Origin of the sequence: Paraliobacillus zengyii (genome assembly GCF_003268595.1) — a bacterium.
Classification (GTDB): Bacteria; Bacillota; Bacilli; order Bacillales; family Amphibacillaceae; genus Paraliobacillus_A; species Paraliobacillus_A zengyii.
On sequence record NZ_CP029797.1, the window covers coordinates 220,297 to 235,057 of the forward strand.

At 34.9% G+C, this 14,761-nt stretch carries 16 protein-coding genes and 2 pseudogenes; 12 read left to right on the forward strand and 6 right to left on the reverse strand.

The features are described from left to right. Positions 1–496 precede the first annotated feature (496 nt). The 4 genes from glmS to DM447_RS01195 all read left to right on the forward strand — a co-directional run bounded on the left by glmS (position 497) and on the right by DM447_RS01195 (position 5,021). The gene (glmS, locus tag DM447_RS01180) at positions 497–2,299 is read left to right on the forward strand and encodes a glutamine--fructose-6-phosphate transaminase (isomerizing) (RefSeq protein ID WP_112179357.1); all 1,803 of its coding nucleotides are present in this window, start codon (positions 497–499) and stop codon (positions 2,297–2,299) included. Positions 2,300–2,590: 291 nt separating this feature from the next. Next, positions 2,591–2,878: a TniQ family protein gene (locus DM447_RS01185; protein ID WP_112179359.1), complete on the forward strand. Its 288-nt coding sequence runs from the start codon at positions 2,591–2,593 to the stop codon at positions 2,876–2,878. Positions 2,879–2,886: 8 nt separating this feature from the next. Next, entirely contained in the window at positions 2,887–3,945 is a 1,059-nt protein-coding gene (locus DM447_RS01190; protein ID WP_241964581.1) for a TnsD family Tn7-like transposition protein, read from the forward strand. A gap of 245 nt (positions 3,946–4,190) precedes the next feature. Continuing rightward, on the forward strand, positions 4,191–5,021 hold the full coding sequence (locus DM447_RS01195) for a TnsA endonuclease N-terminal domain-containing protein (protein WP_112179363.1): 831 nt from the start codon (positions 4,191–4,193) through the stop codon (positions 5,019–5,021). Positions 5,022–5,075: 54 nt separating this feature from the next. Here DM447_RS01195 and istB read toward each other — a convergent pair whose 3' ends face one another. Both istB and DM447_RS01205 read right to left on the reverse strand, forming a co-directional pair. Then, complete coding sequence (istB, locus tag DM447_RS01200) at positions 5,076–5,828, reverse strand: IS21-like element helper ATPase IstB (protein ID WP_112179365.1); 753 nt, start codon at positions 5,826–5,828, stop codon at positions 5,076–5,078. Then, a pseudogene (locus DM447_RS01205) lies at positions 5,821–6,294 on the reverse strand (Mu transposase domain-containing protein); the annotation flags it as partial. The gene istB and the pseudogene DM447_RS01205, both read right to left, overlap by 8 nt. On the opposite strand from DM447_RS01205, the gene DM447_RS18215 reads away from it, so the two are divergent. Then, positions 6,294–6,461 carry a hypothetical protein gene (locus DM447_RS18215; protein WP_162632530.1) on the forward strand — a complete coding sequence of 56 codons (168 nt, stop codon included), beginning with the start codon at positions 6,294–6,296 and terminating at the stop codon, positions 6,459–6,461. The pseudogene DM447_RS01205 and the gene DM447_RS18215 overlap by 1 nt on opposite strands. 288 nt (positions 6,462–6,749) lie before the next feature. Here DM447_RS18215 and DM447_RS01210 read toward each other — a convergent pair whose 3' ends face one another. Then, a complete protein-coding gene (locus DM447_RS01210) occupies positions 6,750–7,292 on the reverse strand; it encodes a CBO0543 family protein (RefSeq protein WP_112179368.1) in 543 nt (180 codons plus the stop codon). 412 nt (positions 7,293–7,704) lie between these two features. Between DM447_RS01210 and DM447_RS01215 the strand changes: the two genes are divergently transcribed. Together DM447_RS01215 and DM447_RS18775 are read left to right on the forward strand one after the other, a co-directional pair. After that, positions 7,705–8,211 (forward strand): CBO0543 family protein, encoded by a 507-nt coding sequence (locus tag DM447_RS01215; protein WP_112179370.1) that lies wholly within the window; start codon positions 7,705–7,707, stop codon positions 8,209–8,211. Between the two features lie 385 nt (positions 8,212–8,596). Beyond that, complete coding sequence (locus DM447_RS18775; RefSeq protein WP_422385911.1) at positions 8,597–9,073, forward strand: CBO0543 family protein; 477 nt, start codon at positions 8,597–8,599, stop codon at positions 9,071–9,073. A 621-nt stretch (positions 9,074–9,694) separates the two neighbouring features. On the opposite strand, the gene DM447_RS01225 is transcribed toward DM447_RS18775, so the two are convergent. Next, on the reverse strand, positions 9,695–10,066 hold the full coding sequence (locus tag DM447_RS01225) for a COX15/CtaA family protein (protein ID WP_332871755.1): 372 nt from the start codon (positions 10,064–10,066) through the stop codon (positions 9,695–9,697). 133 nt (positions 10,067–10,199) lie between these two features. Here DM447_RS01225 and DM447_RS01230 point away from each other — a divergent pair, with 133 nt between their 5' ends. From DM447_RS01230 to DM447_RS18785, 3 genes and pseudogenes are all read left to right on the forward strand, one after another. After that, complete coding sequence (locus DM447_RS01230; protein WP_112179374.1) at positions 10,200–10,868, forward strand: hypothetical protein; 669 nt, start codon at positions 10,200–10,202, stop codon at positions 10,866–10,868. A 43-nt stretch (positions 10,869–10,911) separates the two neighbouring features. After that, a complete protein-coding gene (locus DM447_RS18780; protein WP_369974654.1) occupies positions 10,912–11,148 on the forward strand; it encodes an alpha/beta hydrolase in 237 nt (78 codons plus the stop codon). After that, positions 11,117–11,356: pseudogene (locus tag DM447_RS18785) on the forward strand (alpha/beta hydrolase); the annotation flags it as partial. The gene DM447_RS18780 and the pseudogene DM447_RS18785, both read left to right, overlap by 32 nt. Before the next feature lie 920 nt (positions 11,357–12,276). On the opposite strand, the gene DM447_RS01245 reads toward DM447_RS18785, so the two are convergent. Together DM447_RS01245 and DM447_RS01250 are read right to left on the reverse strand one after the other, a co-directional pair. Continuing rightward, entirely contained in the window at positions 12,277–13,008 is a 732-nt protein-coding gene (locus tag DM447_RS01245) for an SDR family oxidoreductase (RefSeq protein WP_112179379.1), read from the reverse strand. A gap of 20 nt (positions 13,009–13,028) precedes the next feature. After that, on the reverse strand, positions 13,029–13,301 hold the full coding sequence (locus DM447_RS01250) for an Atu4866 domain-containing protein (protein ID WP_241964545.1): 273 nt from the start codon (positions 13,299–13,301) through the stop codon (positions 13,029–13,031). 175 nt (positions 13,302–13,476) lie between these two features. Here DM447_RS01250 and DM447_RS01255 point away from each other — a divergent pair, with 175 nt between their 5' ends. Both DM447_RS01255 and DM447_RS01260 read left to right on the forward strand, forming a co-directional pair. Beyond that, on the forward strand, positions 13,477–14,406 hold the full coding sequence (locus DM447_RS01255) for an AraC family transcriptional regulator (RefSeq protein ID WP_112179383.1): 930 nt from the start codon (positions 13,477–13,479) through the stop codon (positions 14,404–14,406). Between the two features lie 131 nt (positions 14,407–14,537). Beyond that, positions 14,538–14,738 (forward strand): CsbD family protein, encoded by a 201-nt coding sequence (locus DM447_RS01260; protein ID WP_112179385.1) that lies wholly within the window; start codon positions 14,538–14,540, stop codon positions 14,736–14,738. Positions 14,739–14,761: the final 23 nt, after the last annotated feature.

Sequence of the window (14,761 nt, forward strand, 5' to 3'; positions counted from 1 at the left end):
TATGTGTAAATATAATATATGCTTATTAGAAACTTTTTCTGCAAAAATAGCAAGCCTTTCTTGCACGGTTAAATATTTCAAAACATATATTGTATTACCGAGAAAAAGAAGGATTTTGTAAAAATATCTCACTAAAAAAGATTGCTAGTTGATTTATTCTCGGTTAAAATAGGGTGTGTTCTCATTTCTAAAGAGAGCAGTATTCGAGAAGAAAAGGAGGAAAGTAGTTAATAGCAGTTAAAGCGCCTGAACTATTTTTGAACGATAAAAAATAGTTGACGAGGAGGAGGATTATCGAGTTTTCGGCGGATACCTCCCGGTTGCACACATCTCCAACCGAAAAGTTTTTATTCGAAAACAAAGAGGTGACTCTTTGAACAAGAATATTAACCTGATGATGAAAAAAATCATGAGAAAGGGGCAAATAGACGCCTCTAAATCAACTAAAGATATAGGTTTCGTTTGTTTGCCCCTTTATATTAGGAGGAAACAAAATATGTGTGGAATTGTTGGATATATTGGACAAAATGATACGAACGAAGTTTTATTAAACGGGTTAGAAAAATTAGAATATCGTGGTTACGATTCAGCCGGTATTGTAACGCTAAATGATGATGGATTGAACTTGTTTAAAGTAAAAGGTCGGATCGCTGTATTGCGTGATAAAGTAGATGAAAACGTAAAAGCAACTATGGGAATTGGCCATACCCGCTGGGCAACACATGGGGAACCAAGTGAGGAAAATGCCCATCCACACCAAAGCGCGTCTGGTAGATTCACCATTGTTCATAATGGTGTTATCGAAAATTATTACGAACTACGTGATGATTATTTAGCTAATGTAGCATTAGCAAGTGAAACAGACACAGAAATTATTGTACAATTAATGGAAGTCTTGTTTAACAAATATAGTGATGTTACAGAAGCGTTTCGTCAAACGGTTTCTTTATTAAAAGGTTCTTACGCAATTGCTTTAATTGATGCTGAGAATCAGGATACAATTTATGTGGCGAAAAATAAAAGCCCATTATTGGTTGGACTTGGTGATGGTTTTAATTTAGTAGCGAGTGATGCAATGGCAACATTGAAAGAAACAGATCGTTACCTTGAAATCCACGATAAAGAGATTGTTATGCTAAATCGTTCTTTTGTTGAAGTACAAAAACTAAACGGTGCTGTAGTAGAAAGAGAGCCTTTTACCGCTGAAATTGACGCTTCTGATATAGAAAAAGGAACTTATGCTCACTTTATGTTAAAAGAAATTGATGAGCAACCCTTTGTAATGAGAAAAATAGTCCAAGAATATCAAGATGAAAACGATAATATCAAATTAGATCCATCTGTTCGCCAGGCAATGATGAATACAGATCGTATTTATATTATTGCAGCTGGTACTAGTTATAATGCTGGTTTAGTAGGTAAGCAATGTATTGAAAAAGTAGCAGATATTCCTGTTGAAGTGCATATCGCAAGTGAGTTTGCTTATAACATGCCTTTGTTATCTGAAAAACCATTATTTGTATTTATCTCACAAAGTGGCGAGACTGCAGACAGTCGTTCTGTATTAGTTCGAATTAAAGACTTAGGTCATCCGGCACTAACGATTACAAATGTTCCGGGATCTACCCTTTCTCGTGAAGCGGATTATACTTTACACTTGCATGCAGGTCCTGAAATAGCAGTGGCTTCAACAAAAGCTTACACTGCACAAATTGCTGTATTGACCATTTTGGCTGTAGATACTGCACAAGCAAAGAATTTAGATTTAGACTTTGATCCATTACAAGAGTTAGGTATTGTATCTAGTGTAATGGAATCCTTAACAGATCAAAAAGAAGAATTTGAAAAGATAGCGAAAGAGTTTTTTACAGAAACACGCAATGCATTCTTTATTGGACGTGGAGCAGATTATTTTGTTGTCCAAGAAGCATCATTGAAGCTTAAAGAGATATCTTATATTCAAGCAGAAGGTTTCGCTGGGGGAGAGTTAAAGCATGGTACGATCGCTTTAATTGAAGAAGGAACTCCAGTAGTAGCTCTAGCAACACAAAAAAATGTAAATTACTCTATTCGAGGTAATGTGCAAGAAGTAGCAGCACGTGGGGCTAAGACATGTATTATTAGCCTTGAAGGATTAGATCAAGAGACTGACTCGTTTGTGTTACCGAAAGTACATGAACTATTCACACCGTTGGTGAGTGTTATTCCAATGCAACTACTTGCTTACTATGCTGCTTTACATCGTGATTGCGACGTAGATAAGCCGCGTAATCTAGCGAAGAGTGTGACTGTGGAATAAGATGTTTTTAAGAGTGTTTTTACAATGTATCATGAAAAAAAGTTTTATACTTGAAAAAAAAGTTCTATTCTTCGAAAAAAAGTTCTATACCAATTTTTGAGTAATAAAATATCAGGATGTTTAGTTGAAAAAAATAGATTTTAAAAATGTGATTTTAAAACTAAATATTTTTTTACCCTCTGCTCTTAAATAAGAACAGAGGGCTTTTTTATGTAGTTACCACTAATAGTAACCAATAAAGTATACGTTTGATATTTTTTTCGAATTAAATAATAGGAGGAGTATTATAGCATGATTGGATATTTTCCTCACCCATATAAAGATGAGAGTATCTATAGTATTGTTGCACGCTACCATTACCATATGGGAAATAAATCAAAGTATCATACATTAGAAGAATTATTTTCGAAAACTGTCTCTTTAAATACAGAATATATTAATAATCTGGATCAACTTAGTTCTAAAATAAATCATTTTTCTAATCAGCCGGGATATGAGTTGTTAATCAATCATACTACAGTCCCATTATACTATCCGTTTAATAAAACAACATTACTTTGTACAAACTGGATGATTTAGAAAAACATTTGGCGCTTGCCGAAGATGTAAAATTTCTCGTTAATTATCGAGCCTGTTTTCTTGAACAGGCATTATACAAGAAGTATCTAACCATTATAAAAATTAAAGGAATTGCTTATCCAATGTCCCAAATGCTAAAGAACTTATCTGATTTATTACTAACTACCTATGGAAATGAATTTTTAAATTATATGGATTCAAATTTAAAAGATGATAATTGGATAAATAGATTATTTCATGAAAAGAAGCTCTTCGACATTCATCCTATTAGGCACATTTTATTAATGAGGGCATTATCTGGATCTGTGGAAAGTTTTATTCATAACAGTGACCAGTTTGAACCCTTTGGTGAAGGTCCGTGGGTTTGTATGAATCCTTTATGTGATCATTACTTAAAAGAGGTAGTAACTAAAGTTGAAGTATCTGTACATCCTTTTAATAGAAAGATTCAAGGAGATTTTATTTGTAACTGTGGTTTTGTATATCGGTTAAGGCAAGGGGAATTTGATCCATGTAAAGTTCCTTATTTTAGCAGTCGTGTAATGAAGAAGGGACATGTTTGGGAACGAAACTTTTACAAGATGGTTAATCAAGGACTGAAAATGAATGAATTAGAAGAGAAAACAAAATTAAGCAGACCTACAATTAGAAAAATATTAAGAGAGGGAATAGATCCTATTCAGAATGCTATACAAAAAAGAGACAAGAAAACAAAAGAATGGAGGAAAAGGAAAACTGCAACTTATCGAAGGGTTTGGATAAATGCTGTGAATAACAATCCAAATCATACAAGGAGCGAGTTAGCGAATCATAATAGAGCTACTTTTGCATGGTTGCACCAATTTGATTCAGAATGGCTTGAAGAAAATTCACCAGTGTCCCAAAAAGGGCATCGACGGAAAGAAAAAGAGGATTTTGAAGAAAAGGATCTTTTCATGGTTAAGGAGGTTCAACGGATAAATGATGAATGGAAGCAGCATGAAAAAGTGGTAGGGAAAATTATAAGAAAAACCTTTTCTGCTATTTGTGATTTATTAGGTAGCAATAGAGAGAGAAAAGTTCCCTAAAACATATAAGTATGTTCAATCAATACAAGAGTCAGTAGAGCATTTTCAGATAAGGAGAGTTGATCTAGTACTTGAAATTCATTTCAAAGATAAGATTGTAACTAAATATCAGTTATTAGAAACGGTTGGAATCCGAAAGAATATTAAGCCAAATGTTGTCCCTTATGTTAATGAAATACTTATCAAGCATAACAACCTGATTACACTAATTAATTAACGTATGTAAATAAAGGAGTAGAGAATTAATGGCAAAACGCAAAAATATTTGGACTGAAGATAAAATTGCGCGGTATATAAAAGAGGGGAGAGGTAGCGGAGAATTAAGCGATTATAAACCATGGCTGACTAATCAGGATTTTCCCTCTTTAGGACGTACACATAGACCCAAAGGTTGGAAAACTAACAGGGAGCATCAGCTGTTTTCAGATATTGAACGAAACTATTTTTACATACTTGATTGGTCAGAAAATGTAATTGATATTAGAGAACAGTATCCTCTTGATAGAGAGAAAACAATCAAAATAGCTGATAAGAAACGAATAAACCATTCATTTGAAAGAGCAAATAAAACACCCATTGTGATGACAACCGACTTTTTAGTAACCGTAAAAGGCCAAGATGGAATAAATTATATTGCAAGGTCCATTAAACCGGCAAACCAATTAAATGATAAACGTGTTATAGAAAAGTTGGAAATTGAAAGGCAGTATTGGGAGGATGAAAATGTTGACTGGAGAATTGTGACTGAGCTTGACATTCCACGTGACCTTTGCAGAAATATTGAACAACTTCATAAACATTACGACTTAGAGGAAAAGGACAAGTTGTTGGCGGAAACTTTGTATAGAGAAATAGTAGAACAGGAGGGCATATTATTAAAAGCTCTAAATTCATTTGATTCCAAATATAATTTGGAGGTCGGTAGCGCATTGGCTCTATTTAAACATTTATTGGCTAATAAAAATATCAAATTGGATTTAATGCAGAAAATAAACTACAGGATGGATATGGGAAACCTCAATATTACAGAGTTAAGTGTAGAAGAAGGGACTGTAAAACATGAAAATATACTCTAATTATAAATGTCAAGCTTATCATGTACAATTTTGATTGTTTAAGAATGTACAAAATTACGCATCATCTTGCTTTAAATGATCCTTAATTCTATAAGAAGGTCCTACGATATTGACTACTTCTGCGTGGTGTAACACTCTGTCTAATATAGCGTTTGCTAACTTAGTATCTTGGAACACCCCATCCCATTCTTTGAAGCCAATATTCGTCGTTAAAATGGTGCTTTTCTTTTCATATCTCAAATCAATTAATTGGAAGAATAGCTTGGCATCTTCTTTGTCAATTGGTAAATAACCTATCTCATCTATAATTAATAATTTGTATTTCCCGTAGTGTTTTAGTCGCGCCTCTAATCTGTTTTCTAGTTTTGCTTTCATTAGGTTTAGTATTAGTTCGTTACACTTTATAAAATAAGTACTTGTTCTTTTCTTAGCTGCAGCGATACCTATGGAAGTTGCCAGATGTGTTTTACCAACTCCACTAGTTCCCATAAATATAATATTTTGTTTATCTTCGATAAAGCGTAAGGAAGTAAAATCGAGAATCTGTTGTTTACTTATTGCTGGTTGAAAGTCAAAATCAAACGCACTTATTTCTTTTCGGTGGGGGAAACCCGCCACCTTAACCATAGAGTTGATCATACTTTTCTCTCTAACATCAATTTCATAATTCGTTAGCTTAACTAATGTATCAACCAAGGAAAGCTCATTCTTCGTACTGAAGTCTATCGTATCACTTAGATGGATTACCATTTGTTTTAACTTTAAATACTCTAGATTACTTAATAACTGTTGATAGCTGCTATTCAATTTTATACACCTCGTCGATCGCTTGTAGGTTCTTTCTTGCTAACTCATCAATATCAGGATATTTAGGCATACCACGTGATAAAAAATCTACGTAGTGCTCTTTCTTGTAATTTAGTCTCTTTGGACTGAGTTGATGTTGTGCAATCAAATCCATGTTATAATAAATGTGGATTTGATCATCATATACTTGTAAACCAACGGTTTTTCCTTTGTATTCAGCTGGAACTGAATACTGATTTGATTTGTATGTAATCATACATGAAGGATTTACTTTTACAGGTTTATGCTTGATTTTATAAGAGTCTCTTATTTCTTTCCTTGGTAGGGGGAGTAAGTGACTCTTTTCTTGTTCTAAGGCAAGAATTGGAATCTTTCCGTTACCTTGGTTATAGCTGTGATTAACACGTTCATTTAGTTTTAGTACGAACTGATGGAGCTCTTCATAATCAAACTTACCTTGATCAGTTGGTTGAGGATGTACCGTCATTTCAAATTAGGAGAATACACTATATTGTTGATCAATTAAAAGAACAAGGTCAGAATGTAACAGAATGGTTAGTACGGAGAAAAGCTGGTTTAAAAACGAATTTAGATACTAAAGCTGAAAATGTACTTCGAGAACATACTGAGTAGGAATGAAACTATATTACTTATCACAAAAAAATGCGTGTTAGGGAAACCTTATTCAGTGATTTTCAACAATCGGGCCATATTGTTGAGTAACTCAATTATTACGTAGTAGACGAATACTGCGCAGCAAAGATCTTCATTTTTAGAGTGCTTTGTAAGGAATGTACTTAAAAACTAGAGAAGTAAGTATAGGTAAGTATAGGTAAGTATATGAGATATTGTAGATAGTGTTTTTTGTGAATAAGAAAGGACATTTGGTAGTCCTTTCTATTATTGTCCTTTGAAAAATCATTAACCATTATATTTTAATTTAACTTTGTCTATGATAGCCTTAGAAATAACAGCCATTATAACTAGACTTATAAAAGACCAATGGGCATTCCAGCTTTTTTCGAGGTAGATGTTTACGGCTTTCATCATGGGAAGAGCGATGTAAGATATAAAAGCGGAAAATACGCCTAAAGCAATCAAAAATGATTTCCAGTTCTCATATCTGTCGTATGTTAATGTAAGTCCAATTGGAATGATAAAAAGATTAGCAGGTAACATTGTTGGGATAATCGGTTCAAGTTGTATTCGATAGTCATACCAATCCATTGCTGTTGCAAGATCATCTAAGTTTCTATTTAATATGTATATGATACCGAGATACGCAATGGAGGGGAGAAGTCTTTCTTTCTTGATAAATAAAAAGAATAGTACTAACATTATAATGCATGCAACAAGAAGCATCCACCATTGCCAAGTGAATAATGTGTACTTGGTCCATAACTCCATTCTTAAGTCAGTCACTTGATTTGTAAGTTTATCTATTTTCTCCCCTAATTCCTCCATGTTTTATTCCCCCATATTTTAAGTTTTCTATTTTAAGTTTTCCCTTATATTAGATTCCTATTCAAATTACTAGGGACTGCTATGGACATGATTTAGTAAAATTGAGTACTAAAAAGGTGTGCGTTTTTAAGGTTGTGAATTAATTTATTTATTTAGAGTTAAGGTGCTTATGTTGATGAAAACAATTAATAAACCAAGTCATTACTACACAGTACAACGCTACTCGTGACTAAATGCTATTTATTCAAGACGATCACTTTTTAGGGTGATCGTTTTGTCGTATTTGACTAAATACTGTGTAGCAAATATTTTTAATTTTTAAATGAATTTGTGAAAAAAGTTATTGTGTATCCCTATAACTATATCTGACTTGGGAAAGGATGGTAATATGATTAGCCGGAGGAATGGTTTAATGTACATTTTAATTAATGTTTTCTACTTAATAGCAGGATATATATGGGGAGATTTGAAAAACTGGAAGAAGTATTATTCAACCATATTATTCCTCATTATTGGAGATTTTCTATATAATTTTCTACTTTATAATAAGTCCATGTGGCTTTTTCATGATTTAATATTACCTAATCATACTCTGATTACAATCTTAGCTATGCTTGTTTCTTATTCTGCGACAGTGTTAATTTATCTGGGAAGATTTCCTGAAGGATGGCAAAAACGTTTCCTATGGTTTTTATTATGGGTTGGAGTATATATGACAATAGAGTTCATAAACAGTAAATTAGGGTTTATCACATATCATAATGGTTGGAACTTGTGGTGGTCTTTCTTATTTACAGGTATTATTTTCTTCATTTCACCTATACACCACAAACGACCTCTCCTAGCTTGGTTAATATCAATTGTAATTATAATCTCTTTATTGGGTATTTTTGATGTAAAAATAAGTGATATGAAATAGAGTAGACTAATCTTAGATTAGTTGAAGATGATAAATCTAAAATACTCTATCATAAAAATACAGAATAAAGATAACTTCTAGTGTAAACATAAAAAGAGCAATTTTTATGAAGGTATTTCTATGCCAGTAAACCCGAAGATTACGCGAACTAGGCACATAATGGACTACATATCAATAGAAAATAATGATAATGCGGATGTTTGTATATTTTATAGCAGATGATAAAAAGCCAAGGGAATTATGGTAAATTTATTATGAAGAACTTGATGTTTATATTAGTAAAATAACAGGGGATTTGAGATATGAACGAGCTACAATACCAGTGGGATACACTTCTGAAGCTGTTAATAAAGAAGTACCGAAGCAAAGCCGACATAGCCATGGGGTGTGTAATTTGTGGATACTAATATTTATTGCATTTATCTTTTTTAACATAATTGCATATTTTGTTCCCAAAAAGATAAGTAAAATAGAAATCTATGCGACATGTTTTTTTGCTTATGCATATGGTATAACTACTGATATTATATTTGATTTGCATCTTCATCTTTATGGTTATTTTCAGAACGGATTTCAATGGGTGGGACTTCTCGGTATCATTTTATACTTTCCAGCAATAAGTTTTTTGTTTCTAAATCATTATCCTTCCGAAAAAAAGGTCACCCAAAAATGGTTTTATATTTTCCTTTGGTCTTTGTTCGCAGTTATCTTTGAATGGCTCTCTGTAAAAGCGGGATATTTTTATTATAATGGGTGGAAACTTTGGTACTCTGGAGCGCTATATCCACCTATATTTTTAAGTCTTGTGGTGAATCATAAATTGGTTAAAGGACTGATAAAAAGGTTCCAGAACTCTTTTTAAACTTTCGAGATTGATGAAGAAGAAAATACAAAATAGCTACAGAGCATTTGCTGCGAAGTACAAGGCTACTCGTGACTAAATGCTATTTATTCAAGACGATCACTTTTCAGTGTGATCGTTTTGTCGTATTTGACCAATACTGTTCAGTAAAGTTCTTCATTTTTAAAGAATGTACTAAATTAACGGCAGTAAATTTAGTAACAAACAATATTCTGTATCGATTAGAATCAGTTAGACAAGTGAAGATTAATTATAGTGTTACTCACCAACACTACAATTCGATATGGAGGGATATTCTGTGAATTCTCTTGTCAGCTTAATCTCAAACTTAATTTTATTGGTGATGAAGCTTGCATTCTCAATTAAGAGGAAGACATCTTGGGTAAAGTCAATATTAAGAAGGCCATCGTTAACCTAAGCATTGGAACTAATTAGAACATCTAAAATCACATCGTACTATGAGAAAGGTAGCTTACATTTTTTTAGCTTATCAAAAAATACATATATATAGGAATATTTGACACCCTGCCAATTGTTTAGTTCACTAAATTTAATTTTGCTTTTTTTGTTTTATTAACTTTACTTTATCCATAGTCCCAGGCGGTTGTTTGTTCGAGCCATTCATTTTGAATCATTAAATACAATAGTTCCTTGGCTAAATAAGACGAATTCTCCATTACATAAAGGAAACCCCGTACAAACTTTAGCCGCCCCCATATGCTTTACAAATGCACCTGTATAGATAACAGCATAAGCATAAATAGTAATTACAATGATAAAACGCTTAAAATGTATTCCGACCTGTACGGTGACCTTATTAAATTGTTTTTCAAATGTAAAAAAAGTAATCGTAAATACGGCTGCTAAAGAAATTGCTGAAAAACCAAAATGTAATGCCATAATTAATGGAGGTTGTCCAAATACAACTTGTCCAGCCCCCATTAAACCTTGAATAATAATAGCAGCCGAAGCTAGAATTGCAAAGAATTTTATTTCTTAAATATAATTCAATTTACGCCAAGACCAGAACGATAATATTATTGCAGGAATATTATAGTGCTAATTAAGAAACATCTGAATAGGGATTCTTATATCATTAGAGTTAACAAAACAGGAGGAGAGTTAATTGGATACATTTCTTTTCAGCTTTTTTACAGTTGCCTATATCGTTCTATTTGTTTTAGGACTATTACTATTTAGAACCTACCACATACAGAGTATATTGTTACTTTTACCTGTAATGGTTGGGCTTATCTATGACAACGGAATTATTGCTATTGGGCGATACATAGGAGCAGGAACTTTATTAGAAGGATTAAACCTTGCTCGCTTTTGGATACATGCATTATTCACTCCCATGCTCGTTCTATATGCTTGGAAAACACTTGAACAAGGAGAAGTCTTATGGGCTAAGCAATCTTTAGGGCGTATATCTGCCTTTTTATTAACCGTATCATTGGTGCTGATAGAACTTTTCACTGAAGTATTCGGACTTAATTTAGTGGCAAGTGTTGAATACGATGTACTAAGTTATAGTTCAAACGAAATATCGAACGGACCTCCCATCATGGTATTAGGTGTATCACTCGTATTGTTTGTTGCTTCTATTATCATCTGGCGGAAACAAAAATGGCCGTGGTTTTTCGTGGGTTCCCTATTAATGATTATCGGAAGCGCTGTGGGGTTACCGATAGAAAGTGGAGCAGTTATAAACTTTTTCGAAGTAGCGTTAATCAGCTCCTTGCTTTGTACAGCCTACTTTCAAAATAAAAGGGGGACCAGAAAAACAGGATAATTGGCTTATTTTCAAGCCAGAAAGGGATCCGAAAACGGGGATCATCTTATATTCAGGAGCGAAGGTGGAGCCAGAAGCCTATAGTTATATCGGACATCAGCTTTCCGAACAGGGCTATCTCGTGGGAAATCCACAAATGCTCTTTAATTTCCCTATCCTTGACACGAATAAGGCAAATGAGATTATTGACAATTATTCATCTATTTCTCATTGGTTTATAGGGGGGCGTTGGGAGGTGTTTCAGCAGCAAACTATGTCTACAATTACCACAAGAAGCTAGCGGCCTTATTTTGTTAGGGGCTTACCCGACAGAAGATACCGACTTTTCAAACACTCAACTCCCAAAACTTTCTATTTATGCTGAAAATGACGACCTTACAACACTTCACGATATTAAAGATACACGGAACTTACTGTCAAAGTCCGTGGTTTTCTATCAAATCGACGGGGGATATTGTGGCTTTGAAATAAAGTTCGATAATTTATAATAAAGTCTGATCATTTATAAAAAAGAGTGATAATTTGTAATAAAGTTTGATCAAAATCCTGTATTAATTAAACAAGATTTTTATTTTTTGCTCTTGTTGATACTAAAACTCTCTAGAATGGTATTCAATTAAAGGTCCAGATTGTGGAGTACTCTTGTATTGCGTAGTACAACCATTCTATGCAATAGAAAAAGGATATTTCACAATCGGGCGCAATTATTGAAGATCATTGGTCTAATTTCTCGGTAAATTACAGAAGTATTAGACTTTTTTATCTCTTAAATCCCTTAAAGTTGTAAATCTATATTCTCTTGGTATCACTCAATTGGTAAATGCATTGGGCAAAAAGTGGTAACTCGTTACAATCGCTGGTAAATAACATTGAAGAAGTGGTATATTTATATGGTCGCAATCAGTAAGTATAGAACTTTTTTTTCATGCGCATTAAATAGTATTCCATATAATGAAAGATGAGTATAGAACTTTTTTGTTATATCATTTAAGAAATTAAAGTCATTTTACTATATGGAGCGCATCATAGTATAGAACTTTTTTTTTTTGTAACATACAAATTAATATTCAACAAAGAATCAGGCTGGATCCAATGCGGATCCAGCCTGATTCTTTTTCTCTAATAGCCCTCTTTCGCCTCATTAAAACGGCCTCAGCCCTATGAAAGATAGAATTTAAGCCATTTAGCTCAATTTTATTACTCAACGATCGCAACAGGCCAATCGTCTCCTCCTCCTCCAAATTTTGAATGTTCTCTGGTGATTTTGCTTATCGTTATATACTATTATAAGGATAATTTACTATTGCAAATTTGAAAATATCACTTTTTCTTTGCTGAAAGCAGTTTTAAATACTCTATAGTTAGTCAAGGGAGTAGGCAAGTGCTCCCTTGACTATACAAAAATGTACTAAACCAACGGTCTAATTATCATTTCATTCACATCGACATTAGCAGGTTGCTCAATCGCATAAACAATGGAACGAGCGATAGTTGCGGCTGGTAGTGCATTGCGTCTGTATTCTTTCATAAAATCTATTGCTCCTTTATGTGTAATGCTATCGGCAAGCTCAGACTCCGTTACGCCAGGCGATACAAGAGTCACACGAATGTTCTGTCCCGCCGCCTCTTGTCGCAATCCGTCCGTGATTGCCCGCACTGCATATTTGGTTGCGCAGTAAACTGTTGCTGTAGGTGATACCTCATAGGCGCCAATGGAGGCAATGTTAACGAATTGTCCAAAACCCTGCTTCTTCATAACTGGGAGTCCTGCGGCAATACCATGAAGAAGACCACGGATATTAACGTCAATCATTCTATTCCATTCTTCGATCTTTAGAGCTTCTAATGGTGAGAGAGGCATCACGCCAGCATTGTTTACAATCGCATCTACCTGTCCGAAATGGGTCTGGGCCAATTTGATGATTTCCTGCATTTGTCCAAGCTCTGTCACGTCAAGTCTTTGAAACGTTACAGAACCTCCATTCGTTCGAATTTCGGCTGCCAAGGCCTCCAATCTTTCGACGCGCCTCGCTCCAATAACAATATTAGCACCCTGTCTAGCTAGTAGACGTGCTGTTTCTTCGCCGATTCCACTACTAGCACCTGTAATAATAACTGTTTTCCCTTCAATTGAATACATTAATATTCACCCTTGTCTTTTTATTTTTTCAGATATAGCACCATTCCTGCGTGATAGAGTAAACCGTCGACAAAGTCACCATCAGCCGTAAAGCCTGTGTCATCTACATATTTGATATGGTTGCCCACGATCGTATAACTGCCTTGGTAAGCGCTTGTGCGATCATCGCGGGCTTCATCATATCTTCCGTTTGGCAGTAGTTCATGCCGAATGTTTCTATCTGCGGTGACCCACATGCCGACATAAGGACGTGATATTGTCAGTTCGTTTTTCATATCATTTTCTCCTTTCATTCTCGATTGGAATTTGCGTTCGGGTCTTGCATCATCAATAGATTAAAGAAAGAACTTGTAACAGAACCCTAGTCATTCTTCCTACCACAGCTTTATTATGAATCAATTTGTAAGCAGGACGGTAGCCGAAATATTCACAAGTCTTGCCTAATCCTCTAAAAGATTATAGTATAATATGAAAAAGACATTGAGACAGGATGAAAAGAATGGGGGAGAATCTGTGAAACGAAATCGAGAATTAAAGGAGGTAATTGGACAATTTATTCGAACAGACGGCACGCAGGAGACGGCTATTCCGGGTTTGCGCTTTATTCGTACTTCCAAAATTTCTGAACCAGTTTACTCTGTCTACGAGCCATCTCTCTGTATAGTGGCTCAAGGCTCAAAAGTAGTCATGCTTGCAAAAGAGAGCTTTCAATATGATCCAGCCAGCTATTTGACGGCTTCTGTTCATTTGCCAATCATGGTTCAAGTCGTAGAGGCTTCACCTGAAATCCCTTACTTAAGTTTGCAGTTACAGCTCGATATGAATCAGGTTCTTGATATCCTACAATCATCGGATCAATCGTGGAGTTCTAAATCTGAATCAAGACGTGGTCTGGTAATTAGCCGGATGGGTGACTCGCTCCTCGACGCCGTGTTGCGACTAGTCCTACTTTTAGATACACCACAAGATATTCCTGTGCTTTCTACAGGTCTCAACCGTGAGATCATTTACCGACTTCTACAGGATGGACAGAATGAGACCTTGAAGCACTTTGCACTTATCGGGAGCCAAGCCCAGCGGATTGCAAAGGTGATCAAGCGACTAAATTTTACATTTGACCAGCCTATTCGAGTTGAAGAGCTGGCGGAGGAAGTACGAATGAGCGCTTCATCCTTCTACAGTTATTTTAAGGAGGTCACAGGCATGAGCCCGATTCAGTATCAGAAACAGCTCCGCCTTCAAGAAGCTCGCCGACTGCTCTTTATAGGAGAACTAAATGCGGCAGAGGCTTCGTTTCATGTCGGATACGAAAGCCCCTCACATTTTAGTCGGGAATATACCCGAAAGTTTGGATTGCCTCCGATGCAGGACCTTCAACGTCTACGTGAAACTTTATAAGGAATTATCTTATGTAATTCCCTCTTCTGAAAAGTAGGCACTTGTTATCATTTAGCAAACTGTATCAGTGTTTTAAACAAAAGTTATTCGGGTAAAGTTCTCTAAGATAAGATAAAGGAGACGTGATCATAATGGCAGATAAGAAGGGCCTAAGTGATAAAGTAAAAAGTACTATCAACAAGGCAAAGGGAGAAATTAAAGATCAATTCGGTAATGCTACCGACGATCCGAAGTTGCAAGCAAAGGGAAAGAAGGATAAAGCGAAAGGCGCTATCCAAGATGAAGTTAGTGAATCTAAGAAAGAACGGGAAGATGAAAATAACAAAGAATAGTTGGAAAGAGGCTTTGATCATGA

What these genes read in the sequence shown, in the direction of transcription:
- DM447_RS01255 (WP_112179383.1), top strand. Translation starts at nt 13,477, where the DNA reads ATGAAAAAGACATTGAGACAGGATGAAAAGAATGGGGGAGAATCTGTG.
- DM447_RS01260 (WP_112179385.1), top strand. Translation starts at nt 14,538, where the DNA reads ATGGCAGATAAGAAGGGCCTAAGTGATAAAGTAAAAAGTACTATCAAC.
- DM447_RS01215 (WP_112179370.1), top strand. Translation starts at nt 7,705, where the DNA reads ATGTACATTTTAATTAATGTTTTCTACTTAATAGCAGGATATATATGG.
- DM447_RS01250 (WP_241964545.1), bottom strand. Translation starts at nt 13,301, where the DNA reads ATGAAAGGAGAAAATGATATGAAAAACGAACTGACAATATCACGTCCT.
- DM447_RS01195 (WP_112179363.1), top strand. Translation starts at nt 4,191, where the DNA reads ATGGCAAAACGCAAAAATATTTGGACTGAAGATAAAATTGCGCGGTAT.
- DM447_RS01245 (WP_112179379.1), bottom strand. Translation starts at nt 13,008, where the DNA reads ATGTATTCAATTGAAGGGAAAACAGTTATTATTACAGGTGCTAGTAGT.
- glmS (WP_112179357.1), top strand. Translation starts at nt 497, where the DNA reads ATGTGTGGAATTGTTGGATATATTGGACAAAATGATACGAACGAAGTT.
- DM447_RS01210 (WP_112179368.1), bottom strand. Translation starts at nt 7,292, where the DNA reads ATGGAGGAATTAGGGGAGAAAATAGATAAACTTACAAATCAAGTGACT.
- DM447_RS01185 (WP_112179359.1), top strand. Translation starts at nt 2,591, where the DNA reads ATGATTGGATATTTTCCTCACCCATATAAAGATGAGAGTATCTATAGT.